Origin of the sequence: Microbacterium sp. B19(2022) (assembly GCF_012030385.1) — a bacterium.
Taxonomy (GTDB): Bacteria; Actinomycetota; Actinomycetes; order Actinomycetales; family Microbacteriaceae; genus Microbacterium; species Microbacterium oxydans_B.
The window spans coordinates 115888-137710 of sequence record NZ_JAAUVO010000007.1; the positions used below are offsets into that span (position 1 = coordinate 115888).

Consider the following 21823-nt stretch of genomic DNA (forward strand, 5'->3'; position numbering starts at 1 on the left):
TCCCTCCGGAAACTCCCACCCCATCCTCAGGATGAACGATATATCGTTGAGTATCGTTCACCCCAGCAGGAGGTCATCATGAACAACGCATTCCCCTCCAACCCGTTCGGCGGCAACAGCGGCTCCGGGAACAACGGCGGCCCCGGCGGGCTCTTCGGCGGCGCCGGCTTCGGCACGGGCCCCGGCGGTCCGGCATCCGCGATCTTCGAGGCGATGGACCAGCTCCGCAAGTCGTTCGAGCCCCGCCCGTCCGGCGGCTCGCGCATGGCCCGCGGCGATGTCCGCACCGCCGTGCTCTCCCTGCTCGCCGAGAAGCCGATGCACGGCTACCAGATCATCAACGAGATCGCCGAGCGCAGCGGCGGCACCTGGAAGCCCAGCGCCGGCTCCGTGTACCCGACGCTGCAGCTGCTCGCCGATGAAGGACTCATCGAGGCCGAGGAGCAGAACGGCCGCAAGACCTACTCGCTCACCGAGGCCGGCCGCGCCGTCGCCGACGAGAGCTCCGAGACTCCGGCTCCGTGGGAGTCGTCCGGCAAGGACAGCAACCGCGACAGCGCCCGCTTCAGCGCGCTGCCCAAGGCGGGCGTCGACCTCGCCGCCGCCGCAGCCCAGGTCGGTCGCAGCGGTTCGCCCGAGCAGGTGCAGCAGACCATCGAGATCCTCGACGAAGCCCGCCGTAGGCTGTACTCGATCCTCGCGCAGGACTGACCGCGCAGTGCGGCATCGGGTGAGGGCCTGCGAGAGGACCACACGATGACGGATGCCGCGGCACAGGGCGCCCACCGCGCCAGGTACCGCCGCATCGTGTCGTTCGCGGGCCGGGAGTTCCTGAAGATCTGGTGGTTCGAGCTGGTGCTCCCGCGGCTCGGCATGAGCCGGGTCGCCGAGCGCACACGAGGGCAGCGGATGCAGACGTTCGCGCGTCGCTTCCATGTGCTCGCGGTCGAACTCGGCGGTCTCATGATCAAGGTCGGACAGTTCATGTCGTCGCGCCTCGACGTGCTGCCGCCCGAGATCACGAAAGAGCTCGAGGGGCTGCAGGACGAGGTTCCGGCGGTGCCCACCGCGGCCATCCGCGCGCTCGCCGAGGCCGAACTCGGCATCCCGCTCGAGCGCGCCTACGCGTGGTTCGACGACACTCCGGTCGCGGCGGCATCCCTCGGTCAGGTGCACCGGGCCCGGCTCTCGGCACTCGACGCGGCCGACACCGGACTCGGCCACGTCGTCGTCAAGGTGCAGCGGCCGGGCATCGACGGCATCGTCGCGGTCGACCTCGCCGCGCTCCGCCGGGTTGCCCGCTGGCTGACCCGCGTGCGCCTCGTCGCCGACCGGGTCGATGCGCCCGCGCTCGTCGAGGAGTTCGCCGCGACCAGCCTCGAGGAGATCGACTACCTGCACGAAGCCGCGAGCGCCGAGCGGTTCCGCGAGAACTTCGCCGACGACCCGCGCGTGGCCGCCCCCGAGATCGTGTGGGAGCGGTCGACCCGTCGGGTGCTCACGCTCTCCGACGTCACCGCGATCAAGATCAATGACACGGATGCGCTGCGCGCCGCCGGCATCGACCCGTCCGAGGTCGCCGCGGTGTTCGCCGAGGTCATGTTCGACCAGGTGTTCACGCACAGCTTCGTGCACGCCGACCCGCACCCCGGCAACATCTTCGTGACACCGGTCCCCGCGGGCGCAGGCGAGTCGGGGCGGAACTTCCAGCTCACGTTCATCGACTTCGGGATGATGGCCGAGGTTCCCGACAGCCTCCGCGACGGGCTGCGCACACTCCTGATCGCGGTCGCCGGGCGCGACAGTCGCGGTCTCGTGGCGGCCGCCCAGGAGATCGGCGTCCTGCTGCCGTCGGCCGACACCAACGAGCTCGAACGTGCTCTGAGCGCGCTGTTCGCCCGCTTCGGCGGCATGGGCTTCGCCGAGCTCAGCAAGGTCGACCCCCGGGAGTTCCGCGACTTCGCCGAGGAGTTCGGCGACATGGTGCGCTCGCTCCCGCTGCAGCTGCCCGAGAACATGCTGCTGCTCATCCGCGCGGTCTCGCTGACGTCGGGCATGTGCAGCGGACTCGACCCGGCGTTCAACGTGTGGGATGCCGCCGAGCCCTACGCCGGACGCCTGCTGCGCGACGAGAGCGGCAACATCGTGCAGGCCTTCGCGGGCCAGGCGATGGACACGATGGCGACGACCTGGCGTCTGCCCGGCCGCATCGACCGGATCATCACCCGCATCGACGACGGCAACGTGTCGTTCGACACCTCGCGGCTCGAACGCCGCCTCGATCGGCTCGAGGGCATCGCGCGCCGCATCGCCTCGGGAGTGCTGTTCGCGGCACTGCTCGTCGGCGGTGCCCTGCTCGTCCCCTCGCTGCCTCCGCTGGGCATCACGCTGATCTGCGTCTCGGCTCTGCCGCTGCTGCACTCCGTATTCGCCGGCGTCGGTCGCCGCGGCCCGCGGTAGGCGCGGCCCGCGGTAGCTGCGGGGCACGCGATCGGTATATCGCGTGACAGGATGGTGTGCCATGGAGACCCCTGACGAGAAGCCGCCCGCACGCTCCGCAGGAAGCACCCCGCCGCGCCCCCGCACGGATGTCGTCGGCACGGGCGTGAACCGCCTCCCGGCCAAGGCCACCGAGGCCGCGAAGAAGATCGTCCGCGACATCGCGGCCGTCCCGCCGCGCAGCGTGCATCCGGCCCTCGTGCCCGGCGTCTCGGTCGAGGAGACCGGCCGCACCTACCGCACCGACGCACTCGTGTTCGGCGTCGCGGTGGCGCTCACGGTCGCCTTCATCGCGTGGGGCGTCTTCGCCGGCGACAACCTCTCGGGTACGACATCGGCCGTGCTCGCCTGGGTGGTGGAGTACTTCGGGTTCTTCTTCACGACCATCGCCACGATCATCCTCGTGTTCATGCTGTTCGTCGGCTTCAGCCGCTATGGACGCATCCCGCTCGGCCGCGACGACGAAGAGCCCGAGTACTCGATGTTCTCGTGGATCTCGATGCTGTTCGCCGCCGGGATGGGCATCGGCCTGGTGTTCTGGGGCGCGGCCGAGCCGCTCACCTTCTTCGAGAGCCCGCCGCCCGGCACGGTCGAGGCGAGCACCCTCGACGCGATGCACACCGCGCAGACGCAGGTGCTCTACCACTGGGGTCCCCAGGCCTGGGCGTTCTACGCGCTCGTCGGCGGCGCGATCGCCTACGGCGCCTACCGTCGCGGACGCACCCCGCTGATCTCGTCGATCTTCGCGCCGCTGCTGGGCGAGGGCCGCACGGCCGGACCCCTCGGCCGCACGATCGACATCTTCTCGATCATCGTCACGCTCTTCGGAACCGCAGCATCCCTCGGCCTCGGCGCCCTGCAGATCGGGCACGGCGTCGAGATCGTCAGCGGCGCCGGTCCGCTCGGCAACGGCATCCTCATCGCGGTCATCGCCGTGCTCACCGCGTGCTTCATCGCCTCGGCGGTGTCGGGCGTCTCCAAGGGCATCCGGGCGCTGTCGAACATCAACGCCGTCGTCGCGCTGCTGCTGGCGTTCTTCGTGTTCTTCGTCGGACCGACGCTGCTCATCCTCAACGTGATCCCCTCGGTCGCCGTGCAGTTCATCGGCGACCTGCCGCAGATGATCGGCCGGTCGGCATCGCAGGGCGAGGCCGCGCAGACGTTCCTGTCGAGCTGGACCATCTTCTACTGGGCATGGTGGATCTCGTGGTCGCCGTTCGTCGGCATGTTCATCGCGAAGATCTCGCGCGGTCGGAGCCTGCGCCAGTTCGTGTCGGTCGTCATCGTGGTGCCCTCGGTCATCTCGCTCATCTGGTTCGCGATCTTCGGCACCACGGCGATCCAGCAGCAGATGGACGGCGCGAACCTCGCCGTCGACCCGCCGGAGGAAGTGCTGTTCGGCGTGCTCGAGAACCTGCCGTTCCCGCTGATCACGAGCATCGTGCTCATCCTGCTGATCGCGATCTTCTTCGTCACCGGCGCGGATTCCGCGTCGCTCGTGATGGGCACCCTCTCGCAGCAGGGCCGCCCCGAGCCGGCGCGCTGGGTCGCGGTCGTCTGGGGTGTCCTGGTCGGCGTGATCGCGGCCGTGCTGCTCGTCACCGGCGAGGAGGGGAGCGGGCTGAAGTCGCTGCAGAATGTGACGATCATCGCGGCGCTGCCGTTCGCGATCATCATGGGCTTCATGATGATCGCGTTCATGAAGGATCTGCGGCGCGATCCGCTGATCCTGCGCGACCGCTACGCCCGCGCCGCCGTGCGCCACAGCGTGATGGCGGGGCTCGAAGAGTACGGCGACGACTTCGCGCTCGTGCCCGTCGAGTACGACCACTCGGAGGACGACCTCGCCTGGATCGATGAGTCGACCGTCGATGAGACGCTGGCCGAGGTCTACGAGGCGGCCACCGAGGCGATCGACATCATCCCGCCCGCCGAGGTGGATGCCGTGGTCGACGCGGCGCTCGACGGTTCGGCAGCGCCGGATGCGGCGCCGGATGCAGCGGCGGATGCGGATGCGGAGCGACCGCGGGAGGCGTGATTCCCGGCGTCAGGCGCTCTCGGCCGCAGCGGTGATCCGCGAGGCCATGCTGGCGAAGATCAGCCCGTGGAAGGGCAGCACCGCGAGCCAGTACAGGCGCCCACTGAGCCCGCGCGGGAAGAAGATCGCCCGCTGCTCGTAGCGGGCGCCGGCGGCGTCGGGGAGCGCACGCAGCTCGAGCCAGGCCTCGCCGGGCACCTTCATCTCGGCACGGAGCCGCAGCAGCCCACCGCTCGCCGCCGATGATTCGGTCGCCGCGCCTGGTTCCTCGACGGCTTCGACGCGCCAGAAGTCGATCGCGTCGCCCACGCGGGCGATCGTCTGGCTGCGGCGACCCCGGCGCAGGCCCACCCCGCCGACCACGCGATCCATCAACCCGCGCACCGCCCAGAGGAACCGTGACGAGTACCAGCCGTTCGTCCCGCCGATGCCCAGCACCACCGACCACAACCGGTCGACGGATGCCGAGGTGACGAGCGTGCGCGCGTCGGTGAAGACGGTACGGCCCGCCCAGTCCGGGTCGCTCGGCAGCGGATCGCTGGGAGCGCCCGAGACCTCGGAATCCTGCCAGCTCGTCTCGATCGCGTCGGCGTCGACCCGGCCGAGAGCGAGGTCGACGGCTCGTCGATACGGCGTCAGGCCGCCCTCCGGCTGCGGGATCAACTCGTCGACCGCGTGGTCCTTCATGATGCACTCGTTCTGCAGCGACGCCACGAGCGGGCGGGCGATCGAGCGGGGAACGGGCGTCACGAGGTTGACCCAGTGCGAAGCGAGACCGGGAGTCAGCACGGGCAGCGCGGCGATCGCGCGCTGCGGCAGACCGGCCTCGACCGCGTAGCCGTTCATCATCTGTCCGTAGCGCAGCACGTCGGGTCCGCCGATGTCGACCGCGCGGTTCACGTCGGCGTCGACCCGGGCGGCGCCGAGCAGATAGTGCAGCACGTCGCGCACGGCGATCGGCTGGATGCGGTTGCGCACCCACTTCGGCGCCGGCATGTACGGCAGCACGTCGGTGAGGTGCCGGATCATCTCGAACGACGCCGACCCCGACCCGATCACGACGCCCGCCTGCAGCACGAGCGTCGGCACGCCCGACTGCAGGAAGATGTCGCCCACGCGCACGCGCGAGCGCAGATGGGGCGACAGCTTCACGTCGTCCGGATGCAGCCCGCCGAGGTAGACGAGGCGCCGCACCCCCGCGCGGGCGGCGGCTTCGGCCACGGTCGTCGCCGCGCGCTCGTCGCTCTCCTCGAACCCCTTGCCGGCGGTCATCGAGTGGATCAGGTAGTACACGACGTCGACGTCGTCCATGGCCGCGGCGACAGCATCCGCATCGTCGGCCGACCCTTCGACGATCTCGCAGTCGGGGCCCCAGGGGAAGGATGCCGCGCGGGCGGCGTCGCGCGCCAGCACCCGCACCCGGTAGCCGGCGTTGAGCAGCCGCGGGGTCAGTCGCCCCCCGACGTATCCGGTCGCGCCCAGCACGAGCGCCCGCGGCGCCGAACCGTCGTCTCGGGGGAGGGCGCGCAGCGCCTCTTCGTCGCCGGTGGGCTGGGTGAGTGCGGTCATGGGTCGAGCGTATGTCCGGCAGCGGGTGGCGGGTACGGGGTTGTGGCGATGAGCCGGTGCGGATAAGGAGCGCGCGCCAGACCGTTACGATCGTAGGCATGGCTTCAATCGAATCGATTCGACGAACGGCTCCGGACCGGGCGTCCCGGCGCGCCCGCATCGCCGTCTCCGCCCTGTTCCTGACCAACGGGGCGCTGTTCGCGAACATCCTGCCGCGCTACCCGGAGATCAAGGCGGGACTCGGACTCGACAACCTCGGCTACGGCTTCGCGATCGCCGCTTTCCCCGCGGGGGCCATCGCCGCCGGGCTCCTGGCCGCCGTGCTGATCCGCCGGTTCGGCTCGGCGCGCATCGCCGTGATCGGCACCGTGCTCACGAGCCTCGGCCTGCTCTCCGCCGCCCTCGCCCCCTCGGGCGTGCTGTTCGCCGTCGCGCTGTTCCTCGGCGGAGCATCCGACGCCATCACGGATGTGGCGCAGAACGCCCACGGCCTCCGCGTGCAGCGGCGCTACGGACGCTCGATCATCAACGGCTTCCATGCGATCTGGTCGATCGGCGCCGTGATCGGTGGGGCGATGGCCGCGGTCGCGATCGCCCTGCAGTTGCCGCTGGGCGTGCACCTCGGCATCTCGACCGCCGTGTTCGCGACCGTCGCCCTCGTGGCCCTGCGGTTCTGCCTCCCCGGCCGCGACGACGAGACCGAGACGGATGCCGCCGCCGCCCCGGCCGAGGTGACGGGGGCGCTGCGTCGCCACGTGACCCCGCGCACCGTGATCGCGATCATCGCGCTCACCCTCATCGCGATGGCCGGCGCCGTCGCCGAGGATGCCGGGAACTCGTGGGCGACCCTGTACCTCGCCGACTCGCTCGGGGCCGCGGCGGCGATCGCCCCGCTCGGCTTCATCGCCCTGGTCGGCGCGCAGTTCATCGGGCGGATGCTCGGCGACCCGCTCACCGACCGGTTCGGGCAGCGCTGGGTCGCGCGAGTGGGCGGCGTCATCGCGGCGGTGGGCATGACGCTCGCGCTCGCCTTCCCGACCGTGCCGGGCACGATCCTCGGCTTCGCGGCCGTCGGCTTCGGCATCGCGACCCTCATCCCCGCGGCGATGCACGCCGCCGACGAGTTGCCGGGGCTGCGGCCGGGCGTCGGACTCACGGTCGTGTCATGGCTGCTGCGCCTCGGGTTCCTGCTGTCGCCCCCGTTCGTGGGGTACATCGCCGAGACCGAGAGCCTGCGTGCCGGGCTGCTCGTCGCCCCGGTCGCCGCCCTCGTCGCCGTGCTGCTCGCCGGGTTCCTGGAGAAGCGCCGCCCGCGGGGGTAGTGGCATGCGGCATCCGGCATCCGCCCTGTCCGTCCCCGACTCCGGCGCAGATGTCGGACGAATGCACGGATGCAGGACGGATCCGCGGTGTTTCGTCCTGCATCCGTGAATCGGTCCTGCAAGTGGCGCGGGACGGAGGTGGGTCGGAGCCCGGGTGCGGATGCCGTGACCCTGGAAACTGCAACTCGGGGGTTGCGCAGTCGGAACCCGTGTGCAACTCTGGAGTTGCAGTTGGTCGACCGGCCAGCGCGAGACCCCGAAAGGATCCATCATGGTGAACATGACCCACAACGAGGCATCCGTCGTCGATGAGGAGACCTTCTCCGTTCGGCGCAGCATCCAGATCGCGGCACCCGTCGAGAAGGTGTGGCGAGCCGTCGCCGAACCCGAGCACATCTCCCGCTGGTTCGGGCGCACCGTGCTCGCCGGCACGGGCGTCGGCGCGACCGGAACGATGACGTTCCCCGACTACGACGTGATCCCGCTGCGGGTCGACGAGTACGACGAGCCGCGGCGCATCACGTACCGCTGGAACAACGACGACGCCCTCGGGAAGCTCCCCGACAGCATCGACGAGGCGACCTCGACCGTCTTCACCTTCACGCTCGAGGAATCCGACGGCGGCACCCGCCTGACGGTCGTCGAGAGCGGTTTCGAGCGCACGTCCGACCCGCGCGGCAACCTCGAGTCGCACCGCACGGGCTGGGACCTGGAGCTCGACAAGATGGTCGCCCTGGTGGAAGGCGAAGCGTGACCACAGAGACGCTGCTGCCCATGTTCGCGGCGCTCGCGGACGAGACGCGCTGGAGCATCCTGACGGCTCTCGGCGAGGGGGATGCCTCGGCATCCGCCCTCGCCGGGCGCCTTCCGGTGTCGCGACAGGCGATCGCGAAGCACCTGGCCGTGCTGCAGGAGGTCGGTCTGGTCGAGCCGGTGCGCGTCGGTCGTGAGGTGCGCTTCCGCGTCGTCGGCGCCGAGCTCTCCGCCACCGCGGCGAAGCTCGACGTGATCGGCCGCGAGTGGGACCGCCGCCTCGCCGCGATCAAGGAGATCGCGGAAGGCCTGTAGCCGTCACTCCGCTTCGGGCCCCGCCTGGTCGCGGATCACGTCGCGCAGCTCCTCGTCGAGGTCGGATGCCTCTTCGATCGCAGCCGTCATCCCGGCGAGGAACCGGGTGACGACGGCCCGCTCCTGGTCGGAGAGCTCGTCGACGAGCGTGAGCATGCGGTGGTGCATCGCCCCCAGCGTGGCGCGCACCTCTTCATCACTGCTGACGGTCGGGACGACGACCCCTGCCCGGCGGTCGGTGGGGTGCGCCTCACGGCGGACATGACCGCCCTTCTCGAGGCGGTCGATGAGCGTCGTGGTCGATGCGGTCGAAATGTTGAGCATCCGGGCGATGTCGATCGCGCGCACGATCCTGCCGGCCCGCTGCTCCCGCAGGAGGAATCGCAGGGCCATGAGGTCGGTCTCGTTCATGCCCATGGAGATGCGGGTGCGCTCACGCATCGCGGTCTCCGCTGCGCGGTAGCGGCGCAGCATGTTCAGCACGTCGATGGTGCTCGTGCTCTCGCCGTCGGGGTACCAGTATCCGGAGCGGGCGTGGTCCTGAGGTTCGGCCATCACGCCACCCCCTCTCCGTCGTCGAGGGTGCGTGCCGTGCTGAGTTCGAGCATCTCGATCGCGCCGGTCGCCACCTCGGCGGGGACGACGAGGAGGAAGCCGCCGGTGATGGCGTCGTTCTCGGCCTCGATGATGCGCGCGATGCGATCCCGGGCGACGGTGGGGAACTGCGCGTGGAGGTGATCGAGCAGGTCGGCGAAGCCGATGTACCGCTCGTCCGTGAGGTCTATGGGCTCGACCATGACGTCCCTTCTCGTCGTGATTCCATCCTCTCATCGTCGGAAGCCCCTGATGATCGACCGATTTCGCTAGACGAACCGGTAATCAGGCGATCGAGGTAACATGGGCCGCCAGGGGAAGGCGAGGGTGTGATGGGGGCGAAGCTGGAGATCGCGACGCGGGAACTCGCGCGCGAAGTCGAGGCTCTGCGCCGCGTCGACGCCAGGCTCGGACGCCGTCTCGCGGCCGAGCGTCAGCCCAATGAGACCGACCGTGCTGCCATGGGCTTCATCGCGGATGCGCCCCTTGACCGGCCGGTCACGCCCGGCGATCTCGCCCAGCATCTGGGGGTGAGCACCGCAGCGGTCACCGCCTTGATCCGTCGGCTCACCGCACGCGGGCACATCGTCGTCTCCGTGCACCCGGATGACGCACGGTCGAAGATCCTCCGCCCGTCGTTGCGCGACCTGCACTCGCCCGCAGACGAGATCTCCCGGCGGGTCGCCGACATCGAGAGCGAATTCACGCCGGAGCAGCTCTCCGTGATCTCCCGGTTCCTCCGTCGCCTCACGGAGGAGATCTCCGAGCTCGCAGAGTCGTCCCGGAGCTAGCTTCGGCTCCTCGCCCCGCGCCGCCTCCGTCGGTGACGGTCTGTGGCGATCGATGACGGTCGGAGAGGCCCCCGATACGTCGGTTACCATTTAGCTAGTTAAACTAGTAAACTAATTGATGAAGATATTTCTCGAGGGGGTGCCATGGGTCAGCTCAGCTACGCCGGTGATTCGCAGATCGTGGAGGTGGACGATCGGGTGCTCGCGCACCTGAGGCTCGTCACCGTCACCAAGCTGCGCCGCGGCGAGTCGTTTCCGCTCACGCTGCGCACGGCGGGTGCGGCCACCGAGACGCTGTGGATGCACGCGTCGATCCCGGTGCGCTTCACGCTCGATGAGGACGTCGAGCTCGAGCGGCCGATGCTGGTCAAGATGATGGCCGCGGCGAGCACGGCCGGGGGGCTGGACCTCACAGACATCGACTTCGCGCCGCTGTGGTCCGCGCTCCCGACCATGCACGCGGTCGCCTGACTGCAGACTCGCCTCCCTCGCCGGCGCATCCTGGGCAAAGCGGTGCGGCCCGCGGGCGGGAGGTGCACAGCGACGTTTCGGGGGGTACGTCGCTGTGGATGGCATCCGGTCACCGGGAATCGGGTCCCGGGACCGGATGCCATTCGATCAGAGGGCGGTGTATCCGCCGTCGACCAGGTGGTAGCTGCCGGTGACGAAGCTGGCGGCGTCGCTGGCGAGGAACACGATGAGGTTCGCGACCTCGTCGGCCTGGCCCAGGCGTCCGATCGGGTGCTTCGACACGAGGAAGTCCTTCGCCTCGTCACCCATGTTCGCCAGCAGCGGGGTGTCGATGAAGCCGGGGCCCACCGAGTTCACGCGCACGCCCTGCGCCGAGTACTCGAGCGCGGCGGACTTCGTCATGCCGACGACCGCGTGCTTCGCGGCGACGTACGCGGGGGATCCGGCGAAGCCGACGCTGCCGAGGATCGACGCGATGTTCACGACCGATCCGCCGCCGTTCGCGAGGATCGACGGGATCTGCGCCTTCATGTTGCGGAACACCGCGTTGAGGTTGATGGCGATGACCTTGTCCCAGGCCTCGTCCTCGTACTCCGCGGTGGGAGCGGATGCGCCACCGATGCCGGCGTTGTTGACGCCGATGCGCAGCGGGGCGAGGGAGTTCGCGAGCTCGATCGAGGAGGCGATCCACGCCGCATCCGTCGCGTCGCCGATCGAGGCCTCGGCGATGCCGCCGGCCGCGCGGATCTCTTCGACGACCGCGTTCGCGTGCTCGGCGTTCAGGTCGTTGACCACGACCGATGCGCCGTTCTTCGCCAGCAGGAGAGCGGTCGAGCGTCCGATTCCGCTGCCTGCTCCCGTCACGATCGCCGAGCGGTTCGAGACGTCGTACTGAGCCACGAGGGACTCCACTTCCGGGCGGGCACGGGGCCGGGAGATCTTCTCGGACGGTCCGTCCTTCTCTCCAGCCTACGCCTGAATATCGGTGATGGATTCACGTGAATGAATCGGAGAGCGCTCCGCGAGGATGCGGATCAGGATGCGGATCAGGTCACGGAAACGTCACGAAATCCGCGGTTTTCCGGGCCCGGATGACAGAACATGTGACGGAAACGACCGATCGTGCGTTCCGCTCTCGCCCGATGAGCCGCCCGTAGAACGATCGATTCAGCACAACCGTCCCGACTGTGCGATCACCGGCATGCCCGGCGGCTTCGCAGTGCGACGGTCACGGCTACGGCCCCAGAGGCGGGGCCAGCATCCTCGCGCACGGCGCGTGCGGATGTCTGTCGATGACGAAAGGAACGGCCAATGAAGGCCATGCCAAAGAAGGGGATCGCGCTGGTCACGGGCTTCGGCCTCGCGCTCACCCTCGCCGGATGCACGTCCGGATCCGAAGAACCAGCAGCGTACACGTCGCGCGATGCGACGGACGGCACCACGGACTTCGTGGTCATCGAGAACCCCCACGGCGGCGCCACGCTGTCGTACTCCGCAGACAGCTCGATCGAGATCCTCGAGGTGGAGGAGAACGGCTCGACCTACGCGTTCAAGGACCTGAACGGCAATGACAAGCTGGACACGTTCGAGGACTGGCGCGTCAAGCCGGCCGAGCGCGCCGCCGCCTACGCCGAGACGCTCACCGCCGAGCAGATCTCGGGCCTCATGCTCTTCAGCTCGCACGAGCGGTCGCCGGGCGACGGTCTGACCGACGCGCAGAAGACCTACCTCTCCGAGGACAACCTGCGCAACGTGCTCAACGCCGGCGGCTCGGACGTCGAGGAGAACGTGACCTGGGTCAACGCGATCCAGGCCCACGTCGAGAGCCTCGCCACCCCCGAGCTGCCGTACATCCCGGCGAACTTCTCGTCCGACCCCCGCTCGGAGGCGCAGTCCAACTCGACCTACACCGAGACCGGATCCGGCGTCTCGCTCTGGCCGTCGGTCCTGGGCCTCGCGTCGACCTTCTCGGCCGAGACCATGGAGGAGTTCGGCCGCGTGGTCTCTTCGGAGTACCGCGCGCTGGGCATCTCGAACGCCCTCAGCCCGCAGATCGACCTCGCCACCGAGCCGCGCTGGCTGCGCGTCTCGGGCACCCTCGGCGAGGACTCGGAGCTCGCGAAGGAGCTGGCCGCGGCCTACGTCACGGGCTTCCAGAGCACCTACGACGAAGACGGCGAGAACATCGGATGGGGCACCGACTCCGTGCCGACCACCATCAAGCACGCACCGGGTGACGGCGCGGGCGAGGGCGGCCGTGAGTCGCACACCGCGGTGGGCAAGTACGAGGTCTTCCCCGGCGACAACCTCGAAGAGCACGCCTCCGTGTTCGCCGCGGCGTCGGACTCGCTCGGCATGATGACGAACTACTCGATCATGCTCGACGGCGAGGGCAACCCGCTGCTCGGCGACGAGGCCGTCGGCACGGCGTACAACGCCGAGGCGCTGAAGATGATCCGCGACGAGGTCGGCTTCACCGGTGCGATCGTCACCGACTGGGGCGTCATGACCGGCGCGAACGACCCCGACGCGTTCATCGCCACCGCGTGGGGTGCCGAGGACATGGACCCGGTCGAGCGGTACTTCACGGTGCTCCAGAACGGCGTCGACATGTTCGGCGGCGTCAACGACGCCACCTTCCTCCTCCAGGCGTACGACCTCTGGAACGAGCGGTTCGAGGCCGGCGAGGTCGACCAGGACGCCGACGCCCGCTGGGCGGAGTCCGGTGCCCGCATCCTCACCGCCTACTTCGCGCCCGGACTGTTCGACAGCCCGTTCGTCGACCTCGAGAAGTCCGAGAAGACGGTCGGCAGCAAGGCCAACGTCGAGGCCGGCTTCGACGCCCAGCTCGACTCGGTCGTGATGCTGAAGAACGACGGCACCGTGGCGGAGGACGCCGACTGGTCGGACAAGACCGTGTACATCCCGCACACGTTCGACGTGGGCAGCCCCGGTCTCTTCGGCCCGCCTGAGTACACCGAGGGCGCGACGCTGAGCATCGAAGCGGCCGAGGGCATCTTCGGCAAGGTCGTCACCGACACCGTCGAGCTCGACGCCGACGGCAAGGTCATCTCCATGACCGCGCCCGACCTGAGCGACGTGGATGCCGTGTTCGTGGGCCTGCGCTCGCCGAACAACGGCAACAACTTCTCGGCCGCCGGCCACGACGCCGAATCGGGCGAGTGGTACCCCTTCTCGCTGCAGTGGGCGCCGTACACGGCCGACGGTGACAACGTGCGCAAGACCTCGATCAGCGGCGACGTGCTCGCCGACGGATCGAAGGAGAACCGTTCGTACTTCGGTAACACCTCGCGCATCTCGAACGCCGCCGACATCGACGCGTTCAACCGTGCGGTCGCCGCGGTCGAGGCGAGCGGTGCCGACATCCCCGTCGTCACCGTCGTCAAGGCCAACAACCCCGTCGTCCCGGCGGAGTTCGAGGAGAAGTCGAACGTCGTCCTCGTCGGATTCGGCGTGAGCGACGAGGCGACCCTGACGGTCGCGGCCGGTGAGCACGAGCCCCAGGGCCGTCTGCCGATCGGCTTCCCGCTCGACATGGATGCGGTCGAAGGACAGCTCGAAGACGTGCCGGAAGACATGGACACCTATGTCGACGCCGAGGGCAACGACTGGAAGTTCGGCTTCGGCCTGAACTACTCGGGCGTGATCAAGAAGTAGGCGGAGATCGCCACAGGCATGGCCGGCGCCTGATCACGCCGGCCATGCCGTCGATGCAGAAACCGACGGGGCGCCCCGTCGGACAGGAAAAGGAGCAGAAATGAACAGCACCAAGCTGCGCGCGGGAGTCCTCGCGGCGGTCATCCTCGCCACCGGCACCTTCGGCCTGGCCGGGTGCGCGGGCGACGCGGGCACCACGACGGGTGGATCGAACAGCTCGAACAGCGAGAGCAGCGAGAGCGGCTCGAAGTCCGAGACCGCCGATGTCGCGACCGACCTCGAGACCGCCCGTCAGGCGATCGTCGACGCGCTCGCCGAGAACCCGGACTGGAAGCAGGTCATGCTCGCCGGTGACGTCAAGCAGCCGACGCAGAAGTACGGCCTCCTGGTGATGCCGTTCGTCAAGAGCGAGGCGGCGAAGCGCGTGACCGGAACGGTCGACATCGCCGACGGCAAGTACGTCATCGAGGCGGAGTCCGCCGAGACGGGTGAGACTTGGCAGATCGACCAGGACGGCAACATCACTCAGGCCTCGGAGTGACGGAGCGGCCGCCGACCCGTACGCCTCCGGGCGTCACCGGCGTCGGCGGCCCTCCCTCCACAACCCGTAATCGCAGTACCGAAGGAGAACCGAAGTGAACGCCCGAACGGCCAAGGACAAGGCGAGCGCGATGCCGATGTCCAACAAGAAGTACCTGTGGATCTGGGTACCCCTGCTCGCGCTCGTGACCGTCGTGGTCGTGGTCGCCAACGTCGCCATGAACGTGGCGACCGGATGGATCGCCTCGCAGCTCGGTTCGGGCACCTACACGTTCACGAACTCCGAAGATTCCGAAGACTGGGACACCGAGTACTACGAGGCCGACTACCCCGACCTCGAGGCGGTGGATGCCGCAGCCCTCGGGCTCGTCGAAGAGATCGGTGCCGGCGGTATCGTCCTCGCGAAGAACGACGGCGCAGCCCTCCCGCTCGCCTCCGGCGCGCAGCTCACCATGCTGGGCCGTGCCGCGGCCGACCCCGTGTACGGCGGCTCCGGTTCCGGCTCGGTCGACACCAACTCCGCCGTCACGGCGCGCATGGGTCTCGAGAACGCCGGATTCGCCGTCAACGACCTCGCCTACGCGGCCATCGAGGCCTACGCGGCCGAGAACCCGCGCGGCTACATCGAGATGGACCGCCCCGACATCTCGACCTACAACATCGGCGAGATGCCGATCGCGGGTTACCAGGAGCAGGCCTCGACGTTCGCCCAGTTCGGCGACGCGGCCGTCGTCTTCATCGGACGCCCCGGCGGCGAGGGCGGCGACCTCACGCAGGACATGACCGACTGGGACGACAACGCCCAGCCCGGCCAGCACCAGCTCGAGCTCAACAAGGACGAGCGCGACCTGCTCGACCTTGCCAAGCAGAGCTTCGACAAGGTCGTCGTCGTCATCAACGCCTCGACCACGCTCGAGCTCGGCGATCTGCAGAACGACCAGGGTGTCGACGCGATCCTCCTCGCCGGCTCGCCCGGATCGACCGCGTTCAACGCGCTCGGGCGCATCCTGAACGGCGAGGTCAACCCCTCCGGTCGCACGGTCGACCTGTGGGCTGCCGACTTCACCGCCGACCCGACCTTCGTCAACTTCGGCAACTTCCTCTACGACAACGTCGCCCCGAACTACCCGGTGCCCGTCACCGAGAGCGCGACGTCGAACGCGACCGTCACCGACGAGGCGCCGTTCGTCAACTACGCCGAGGGCATCTACGTCGGCTACCGCTACTACGAGACCGCGGCGGTCGAGGGCTTCATCGACTACGACGCCGCCGTCGTCTACCCCTTCGGACACGGCCTCAGCTACACGGACTTCTCCTGGGCGGTGTCGAACACCGAGCTCGGCGAGGTCGACGGCACCATCGCGGTGACGGTCGACGTGACCAACACGGGTGCGGTCGCGGGACGCGATGTGGTGCAGCTGTACTACTCGGCCCCGTACACGCCCGGTGGCGTCGAGAAGTCGGCCGTCGTGCTCGGCGGCTTCGCCAAGACCGGTGACATCGCGCCCGGCGCGACCGAGTCGGTGACGATCGAGCTCGCCGTCGAGGACATGGCCTCGTACGACTACCTCGACGAGAAGGCCTACGTCCTGGATGCGGGCGACTACGTCCTCAGCGTCCGCGAGGACTCGCACACGGTCGCCGCCGGCACCCAGCCGATCGCGTACACCGTGAGCGAAGACGTCGTCTACACCGGCGAAGACCACCGCGCATCCGACCTCGAGGCCGTCACGAACCAGTTCGACGACGTGTCGGCGCAGTTCACCACCACCGGTGAGGCCGGCAAGATCCCGGTGATGTCCCGCGCGGACTTCGCCGGCACCTTCCCGACGGCTCCGACCGGCGACATGCTGGTCGCCGACGACGCGGTCGCCGACGGCTTCGCCGTCTGGGATCACGAGGGTGCGGCCGAAGCCTTCGAGGGCGACATGCCCACGACCGGCGCGGGCAGCGACCTCTCGCTGATCGACATGCGCGGCCTCGCCAAGGACGACCCGAAGTGGGACGAGCTGCTCGACTCGCTGAGCGTGAACGACATGACGGCGATGCTCCTCAACGGCGCTTACCAGACGGCCGCGATCGGCTCGATCGGCAAGCCGCAGACGCTGGAGCCGGACGGACCCGCCGGGTTCTCGTCGTTCATCAACTCGGCCATCAACGGCACCGCCTACCCGTCGGAGGTGCTCATCGCGCAGACGTGGGATGTCGACCTCGGCACGGCCATGGGCGTCATGCTCGGCAACGAGGCGCTGTTCAAGGACATCAACGGCTGGTACGCACCCGCGGTCAACCTGCACCGCTCGCCGTTCGCGGGCCGCAACTTCGAGTACTACTCGGAGGACCCGCTGCTGTCCGGTCAGATGCTCACCGCCGTCGCGAACGGCGTCGGCACCAAGGGCGTCTACACGACGATCAAGCACTACGCGATGAACGAGCAGGAGACGAACCGCGTCAACAACGGCATCGCGACCTGGGCCACCGAGCAGGCGATCCGCGAGGTCTACCTCAAGCCGTTCGAGATCGGGATCAAGAACATCTCGATGGACGTGAAGTACCTCTCGGATCACGAGGGCACCGTGTCGGAGACCACGATCGGTGCAGCCGGCATCATGAGCTCGTTCAACCGCATCGGCGCCACGTGGGCCGGCGGCTCGGTCGCGCTCATGGACACGGTGTTGCGCGGCGAGTGGGGGTTCGAGGGCTTCGCCATCACGGACTTCAACCTGTACCCGTACATGAACCCCAACGAGGGCATCCATGCCGGGTCCGACCTGATGCTGACCTTCCAGCCGTCGAAGTCGTTCAACGACGCCAGCTCCGCCAAGGCGGTCGCCGACATCCGTGACTCGACGCACAACATCCTGTTCACCGTCGCGAACTCCAACGCGATGGACGGACTGGCGCCGGGCGCGACGGTCGCCTACACCCCGCCCGCCTGGGTGGTGTGGCAGATCGTCATCTCGTCGGTGCTCGGACTGCTGATCCTCGCCGGTGTGGTGATGGTGATCCTCCGCGTGCGGCGGCACAACGCGCGCACCACGGTCACCGTTCGCTAGACCGTGATCGCCGGGGCGGGCGTGTGCTCGCCCGCCCCGGCGATGCCCTGATCGACACAGAAAGACCCATCGTGAAAGAAACCACCGCACTCGTCGCGAGCCTGAGCCTTCTCGAGAAGGCCGCGCTGCTCAGCGGGGCGAACACCTGGCAGACGCGTGCCATCGAACGCGCCGGCATCCCCGCGGTCTGGATGGCCGACGGCCCCCACGGCGTGCGCCGGCAGGTCGGCTCGGCAGACCACCTCGGCATCAACGGCTCCGAGCCCGCGACCTGCTTCCCCACCGCCGCGACCGTGGCCGGCAGCTGGGACGACGAGCTCGCCGAGGAGATCGGCACGGCTCTGGGCCGCGAGGCCTCGTCGCAGGGCGTCGGAGTGCTGCTCGGCCCCGGGCTCAACATCAAGCGCAGTCCCCTCGGTGGCCGCAGCTTCGAGTACTTCTCCGAGGACCCCGAGCTGTCGGGGCGCCTCGCGGCGGCCTACGTCCGCGGCATCCAGTCCGAGGGCGTGGCGGCGACGCCCAAGCACTTCGCGGTGAACAGCCAGGAGCTGCGCCGCATGGTCAGCGACTCCGTCATCGACGAGCGCACGCTCCGTGAGATCTACCTGACCGCGTTCGAGATCGTCGTGCGCGAGGCCTCCCCGTGGGGCCTCATGTCGTCGTACAACCTGGTCAACGGGGCGTACGCGCACGAGAACGCGCACCTGCTGGTCGACATCCTCCGCCAGGAGTGGGGCTTCTCCGGTGCGGTCGTCTCCGACTGGGGTGGCAGCAACGACGCCGTGGCGGCTGCCGCGGCCGGCGGCACGATCGAGATGCCCTCGCCCGGATTCGACTCGGTGCGGCAGATCGTCGCGGCCGTCGACTCCGGCGAGCTGTCGGAGTCCGATGTGGATGCCCGCGCAGCCGAGGTCATCGACCTCGTGCGCCGGGTCACCGCGCAGCCGCGCGCCTCGGTCGACCTCGACGCCCACCACGCGCTCGCCCGCCGGGCCGCCGCCGAGTCGGCCGTGCTCCTGCGCAACGACGACGCACTGCTGCCCCTCGCGGGTGGCACCTCGGTCGGGCTGATCGGCGCCTTCGCGACCGCGCCCCGCTATCAGGGCGCCGGCTCCTCGCTCGTCAACGCGACGCGGGTCCCCACACTCGTCGACGCGGTCGGCGCATCGACGCTGAAGCTGGAGGGCGTCGCCGAGGGCTTCCGCCGCGACGGCATCCGCGACGACGAGCTCCACCGCGAGGCCGTCGCGCTCGCCTGCCGCGCCGAGGTCGTGGTCCTCGCGCTCGGCCTGCCCGAGATCGCCGAGTCCGAGGGGCTCGACCGCTCCACCCTGCAGCTGCCGGCCGAGCAGGTGCGCCTCCTCCGCGAGGTGCGGGCGGCGAACCCGCGCACGGTCGTCGTGCTCAGCGCCGGTGGTGTCGTGGAGACGCCGTGGGCGGAGGATGCGGCCGCGCTGCTGCACGCCTACCTCGGCGGACAGGCGGGCGCCGAGGCCATCGCCGACGTGCTCACCGGCGTCGTGGAACCGGGCGGACGCCTCGCCGAGACGATGCCGCTCCGCCTCGCCGACACCCCGACCGCCGGGATGTTCCCGAGTGCGGGGCGCACGGCCGAGTACCGCGAGGGGCCGTTCGTCGGCTACCGCTACTACGAGACCGCCGAGGTTCCCGTGGCCTTCCCGTTCGGCTTCGGCCTGGGGTACACGACCTTCTCGTACTCCGAGCTCGTGGCGGATGCCGAGGGCGTCGAGGTCACGGTCACCAACACCGGCGACCGCGACGGCAGCGACGTCGCCCAGCTCTACGTGGCGCGGCTCGGCGCCTCCGGGGTGACCCGGCCCGTGCGCGAGCTCAAGGGCTACGCGAAGGTGCGCCTCGCGGCCGGGGAGTCGCGGAGCATCCGCATCCCCTTCGGACCGCGCACCTTCCGGTACTTCGACGCCGCCGCGAACGCGTGGCAGGTCGAGGCGGGCGAGTACGAGGTCGCCGTGGGCTCCCACGTGCGCGACCTCCCGGTGCGGGCGACGATCACGCGCGAAGGCGTCACCGCCTCTGAGCCGGCCACGCTGCCCGCTGCGCTGCCGACCGCGCGCGTCGACGACAACACGTTCGCCGCGATGCTCGGCCGCGCGCTCCCGGATTCCGCCTGGGGCACGGGACCGCTCGCCGAGAACGATCCGATGGACCGACTCGCGACGGCGAAGAGCCCTCTGGCCCGCGCCGGCTTCCGCCTCCTCGACAGCCGTCGCCGCAAGGCGGAGGCGGCGGGCAAACCCGACCTGAACATCCTGTTCCTGCTGAACGGGCCGTTCCGGGTCATCTCGAAGATGAGCGGGGGACTGGCGACGCGCCGCCTCACCGCCGCCGTCCTCACGCTGGTGAACGGGCAGACGATCCGAGGGCTGGGGCGGGTGATCGCCGCGTACTTCGGCGGCCGCCGCGACGAGAAGGCGACGAAGAAGGCGTTCGACGCCGCAGCCACGAAGAGGAGTATCTGATGTTCACCGCGATCAAGAACTGGTGGACCGGTTTTCAGGACGGCCGCCCCGAGCTGTCGAAGTTCCTGATGTTCCTCGTGCTCTCCAACGGCGTCACCGTCCTGCAGCTCGCGCTCATGCCGATCTTCCGCTGGGGCTTCGCGACCTTCACCGGTCTCACGGACGTCGGCTTCCAGGCTCTGCCCGTCGGCTCCAATGTCGACGGCAGCCAGTACTACATGTTCGACTACGCGGCGGGTGCCCTGCCCGGCGGAGGCGGCGGGCTCGCCTACTTCCTCGCCGTGCAGATCACCCTGCTCATCGCCCAGGTGATCAACTTCTTCCTGCAGCGCAACATCACGTTCAAGTCGAACACCTCGGTGTGGATCGCGGCCGGCTGGTACACGCTCGCGTACATCGTCATCACCTTCGTCGCGGCCGCCGCGCAGGGGTTCTACAAGGCGCCGATCTACGACTTCTTCATGGTCACGCTCGGCTGGGGCTCCACCGGCTCGGTCGTCGCCGACGTGCTCACGATGATCATTAACTCGGCGATCAGCTTCTGGGTCTTCTACCCGATCTTCCGCGTGATCTTCCGTCAGGTGCCGGTCGAGGCCGAGACGGAAGCCGCGGCCGCCGAGGCGACGGCGGACGGTGCCGTGAAGTGATCACCGCATCCGGGAGAATGGACCGTGTGCCCGCGCTGTCCGTGATCGTCCCTGCCTACAACGCGGCGGCCTACCTCGGGCGCGCGCTCGACGGACTGGGTGCCGTGCGCGGCATCGAGGTCGTCGTCGTGGACGACGGCTCCACCGACGGCACGCGTGAGGTCGCCGAGGCGTGGGCGGCACGCAGCCCCGAGAGCATCCGCGTGGTGAGCCAGGAGAACCGCGGCCACGGCGGGGCGATCAACACCGGGTTGGCCTCTGCCCGCGGCGACTACTTCAAGGTGCTCGACGCCGATGACTGGCTCGACATCCGGTCGCTGCGACTGCTCGTCGCCCACCTCGACGTGCTGCGCGAGACGGGCACCGAGGTCGACGCCGTCTTCACGGACTTCGTCCACGAGCGCCTGGGCAAGTCGCCGAAGGCCGCCCGCTTCGACTCAGTCTTTCCCGAGGGGCGCGTGTTCGAGTGGTCCGACACCGAGCGTTTCGGTCGACGCCAGGTGCTGATGATGCACGCCATCGTCTACCGCACGCAGCTGCTGCGCGACGTCGGGCTCGCCCTCCCGGAGCACACCTTCTACGTCGACAACCTCTTCGTGCTGCAGCCGTTCGCCCGGCTCCGGCGCATGAGCTACCTGCCGGTGCCGCTGTACCGCTACTTCATCGGGCGCGAGGGGCAGTCGGTCGCGCCCGAGGTCATGGTGCGCCGCGTCGATCAGCAGCTGCGCGTGAACCGGCTCGCTCTCGCCACCCTCCCGTCCCACGCCGACCTCGCCGCTGGCGGGGTGCCGCGGCAGCTGCATCGGGCGATGCTCCATCACCTCGAGGGCGTCTGCGCGGTGACCAGCGCCACCCTCGCCCGCGGTGGCACGGCCGCGCACCTGCAGCAGCGGGATCTGTTCTGGCATGAGGTCAGGGCGGAGAACCCGTGGCTGTACACGCGCATGCGCCGGAGCCTGCTCGGGGCGACCAGTAATCTGCCGGGGCAGGCGGGACGACGGGCGACGAACCTCGCCTACCATGTGGCACGGCGAGTCGTCGGCTTCAGCTGA

At 69.3% G+C, this 21823-nt stretch carries 18 protein-coding genes; 14 read left to right on the plus strand and 4 right to left on the minus strand.

Annotation, left to right across the window (positions count from 1 at the left end; translation table 11 throughout):
• Nucleotides 1–78 precede the first annotated feature (78 nt).
• The 3 genes from HCX50_RS08290 (at nucleotide 79) to HCX50_RS08300 (ending at nucleotide 4537) form a co-directional block, all read left to right on the plus strand.
• Nucleotides 79–711 (plus strand): PadR family transcriptional regulator, encoded by a 633-nt coding sequence (locus tag HCX50_RS08290; protein WP_167633752.1) that lies wholly within the window; start codon nucleotides 79–81, stop codon nucleotides 709–711.
• A gap of 45 nt (nucleotides 712–756) precedes the next feature.
• A complete protein-coding gene (locus HCX50_RS08295) occupies nucleotides 757–2460 on the plus strand; it encodes an ABC1 kinase family protein (protein ID WP_167633754.1) in 1704 nt (567 codons plus the stop codon).
• A gap of 61 nt (nucleotides 2461–2521) precedes the next feature.
• Nucleotides 2522–4537: a BCCT family transporter gene (locus HCX50_RS08300; protein ID WP_167633756.1), complete on the plus strand. Its 2016-nt coding sequence runs from the start codon at nucleotides 2522–2524 to the stop codon at nucleotides 4535–4537.
• 9 nt (nucleotides 4538–4546) lie between these two features.
• Here the strand turns inward: HCX50_RS08300 and HCX50_RS08305 are convergent, their stop codons facing one another.
• Nucleotides 4547–6106, minus strand: coding sequence for an SDR family oxidoreductase (locus HCX50_RS08305; RefSeq protein ID WP_167633758.1), 1560 nt, complete (start codon nucleotides 6104–6106; stop codon nucleotides 4547–4549).
• A 98-nt stretch (nucleotides 6107–6204) separates the two neighbouring features.
• Here HCX50_RS08305 and HCX50_RS08310 point away from each other — a divergent pair, with 98 nt between their 5' ends.
• From HCX50_RS08310 to HCX50_RS08320, 3 genes are all read left to right on the plus strand, one after another.
• The gene (locus HCX50_RS08310; protein WP_167633760.1) at nucleotides 6205–7428 is read left to right on the plus strand and encodes an MFS transporter; all 1224 of its coding nucleotides are present in this window, start codon (nucleotides 6205–6207) and stop codon (nucleotides 7426–7428) included.
• 271 nt (nucleotides 7429–7699) lie between these two features.
• A complete protein-coding gene (locus tag HCX50_RS08315; protein ID WP_167633762.1) occupies nucleotides 7700–8182 on the plus strand; it encodes an SRPBCC domain-containing protein in 483 nt (160 codons plus the stop codon).
• Nucleotides 8179–8496 carry an ArsR/SmtB family transcription factor gene (locus tag HCX50_RS08320; protein WP_308737263.1) on the plus strand — a complete coding sequence of 106 codons (318 nt, stop codon included), beginning with the start codon at nucleotides 8179–8181 and terminating at the stop codon, nucleotides 8494–8496. Before HCX50_RS08315 ends, HCX50_RS08320 begins: the two co-directional genes overlap by 4 nt.
• Before the next feature lie 3 nt (nucleotides 8497–8499).
• Here the strand turns inward: HCX50_RS08320 and HCX50_RS08325 are convergent, their stop codons facing one another.
• A complete protein-coding gene (locus tag HCX50_RS08325; protein ID WP_029264025.1) occupies nucleotides 8500–9051 on the minus strand; it encodes a MarR family winged helix-turn-helix transcriptional regulator in 552 nt (183 codons plus the stop codon).
• Nucleotides 9051–9293, minus strand: a complete 243-nt coding sequence (locus tag HCX50_RS08330; RefSeq protein ID WP_091033026.1) for a hypothetical protein — start codon at nucleotides 9291–9293, stop codon at nucleotides 9051–9053. Before HCX50_RS08330 ends, HCX50_RS08325 begins: the two co-directional genes overlap by 1 nt.
• Before the next feature lie 129 nt (nucleotides 9294–9422).
• Between HCX50_RS08330 and HCX50_RS08335 the strand changes: the two genes are divergently transcribed.
• Entirely contained in the window at nucleotides 9423–9881 is a 459-nt protein-coding gene (locus HCX50_RS08335) for a MarR family winged helix-turn-helix transcriptional regulator (protein WP_029264027.1), read from the plus strand.
• A gap of 144 nt (nucleotides 9882–10025) precedes the next feature.
• A complete protein-coding gene (locus tag HCX50_RS08340) occupies nucleotides 10026–10352 on the plus strand; it encodes a DUF7882 family protein (protein WP_029264028.1) in 327 nt (108 codons plus the stop codon).
• Between the two features lie 147 nt (nucleotides 10353–10499).
• Here the strand turns inward: HCX50_RS08340 and HCX50_RS08345 are convergent, their stop codons facing one another.
• Nucleotides 10500–11252: an SDR family oxidoreductase gene (locus HCX50_RS08345; RefSeq protein ID WP_167633764.1), complete on the minus strand. Its 753-nt coding sequence runs from the start codon at nucleotides 11250–11252 to the stop codon at nucleotides 10500–10502.
• A gap of 411 nt (nucleotides 11253–11663) precedes the next feature.
• Between HCX50_RS08345 and HCX50_RS08350 the strand changes: the two genes are divergently transcribed.
• The 6 genes from HCX50_RS08350 to HCX50_RS08375 all read left to right on the plus strand — a co-directional run bounded on the left by HCX50_RS08350 (nucleotide 11664) and on the right by HCX50_RS08375 (nucleotide 21823).
• Nucleotides 11664–14030, plus strand: a complete 2367-nt coding sequence (locus HCX50_RS08350) for a glycoside hydrolase family 3 N-terminal domain-containing protein (protein WP_091033024.1) — start codon at nucleotides 11664–11666, stop codon at nucleotides 14028–14030.
• Between the two features lie 100 nt (nucleotides 14031–14130).
• A complete protein-coding gene (locus tag HCX50_RS08355; protein WP_091033020.1) occupies nucleotides 14131–14571 on the plus strand; it encodes a hypothetical protein in 441 nt (146 codons plus the stop codon).
• A gap of 94 nt (nucleotides 14572–14665) precedes the next feature.
• Nucleotides 14666–17626, plus strand: coding sequence for a glycoside hydrolase family 3 protein (locus HCX50_RS08360; RefSeq protein WP_337749351.1), 2961 nt, complete (start codon nucleotides 14666–14668; stop codon nucleotides 17624–17626).
• A gap of 71 nt (nucleotides 17627–17697) precedes the next feature.
• The gene (locus HCX50_RS08365; RefSeq protein WP_337749352.1) at nucleotides 17698–20124 is read left to right on the plus strand and encodes a glycoside hydrolase family 3 C-terminal domain-containing protein; all 2427 of its coding nucleotides are present in this window, start codon (nucleotides 17698–17700) and stop codon (nucleotides 20122–20124) included.
• Entirely contained in the window at nucleotides 20124–20771 is a 648-nt protein-coding gene (locus HCX50_RS08370) for a hypothetical protein (RefSeq protein ID WP_091033018.1), read from the plus strand. The genes HCX50_RS08365 and HCX50_RS08370 overlap by 1 nt, the downstream gene beginning before the upstream one ends.
• A gap of 26 nt (nucleotides 20772–20797) precedes the next feature.
• The gene (locus tag HCX50_RS08375) at nucleotides 20798–21823 is read left to right on the plus strand and encodes a glycosyltransferase family 2 protein (protein WP_244175966.1); all 1026 of its coding nucleotides are present in this window, start codon (nucleotides 20798–20800) and stop codon (nucleotides 21821–21823) included.

What these genes read in the sequence shown, in the direction of transcription:
- HCX50_RS08350 (WP_091033024.1), top strand. Translation starts at nt 11,664, where the DNA reads ATGAAGGCCATGCCAAAGAAGGGGATCGCGCTGGTCACGGGCTTCGGC.
- HCX50_RS08290 (WP_167633752.1), top strand. Translation starts at nt 79, where the DNA reads ATGAACAACGCATTCCCCTCCAACCCGTTCGGCGGCAACAGCGGCTCC.
- HCX50_RS08310 (WP_167633760.1), top strand. Translation starts at nt 6,205, where the DNA reads ATGGCTTCAATCGAATCGATTCGACGAACGGCTCCGGACCGGGCGTCC.
- HCX50_RS08315 (WP_167633762.1), top strand. Translation starts at nt 7,700, where the DNA reads ATGGTGAACATGACCCACAACGAGGCATCCGTCGTCGATGAGGAGACC.
- HCX50_RS08325 (WP_029264025.1), bottom strand. Translation starts at nt 9,051, where the DNA reads ATGGCCGAACCTCAGGACCACGCCCGCTCCGGATACTGGTACCCCGAC.
- HCX50_RS08340 (WP_029264028.1), top strand. Translation starts at nt 10,026, where the DNA reads ATGGGTCAGCTCAGCTACGCCGGTGATTCGCAGATCGTGGAGGTGGAC.
- HCX50_RS08370 (WP_091033018.1), top strand. Translation starts at nt 20,124, where the DNA reads ATGTTCACCGCGATCAAGAACTGGTGGACCGGTTTTCAGGACGGCCGC.
- HCX50_RS08335 (WP_029264027.1), top strand. Translation starts at nt 9,423, where the DNA reads ATGGGGGCGAAGCTGGAGATCGCGACGCGGGAACTCGCGCGCGAAGTC.
- HCX50_RS08300 (WP_167633756.1), top strand. Translation starts at nt 2,522, where the DNA reads ATGGAGACCCCTGACGAGAAGCCGCCCGCACGCTCCGCAGGAAGCACC.
- HCX50_RS08330 (WP_091033026.1), bottom strand. Translation starts at nt 9,293, where the DNA reads ATGGTCGAGCCCATAGACCTCACGGACGAGCGGTACATCGGCTTCGCC.
- HCX50_RS08305 (WP_167633758.1), bottom strand. Translation starts at nt 6,106, where the DNA reads ATGACCGCACTCACCCAGCCCACCGGCGACGAAGAGGCGCTGCGCGCC.
- HCX50_RS08355 (WP_091033020.1), top strand. Translation starts at nt 14,131, where the DNA reads ATGAACAGCACCAAGCTGCGCGCGGGAGTCCTCGCGGCGGTCATCCTC.
- HCX50_RS08295 (WP_167633754.1), top strand. Translation starts at nt 757, where the DNA reads ATGACGGATGCCGCGGCACAGGGCGCCCACCGCGCCAGGTACCGCCGC.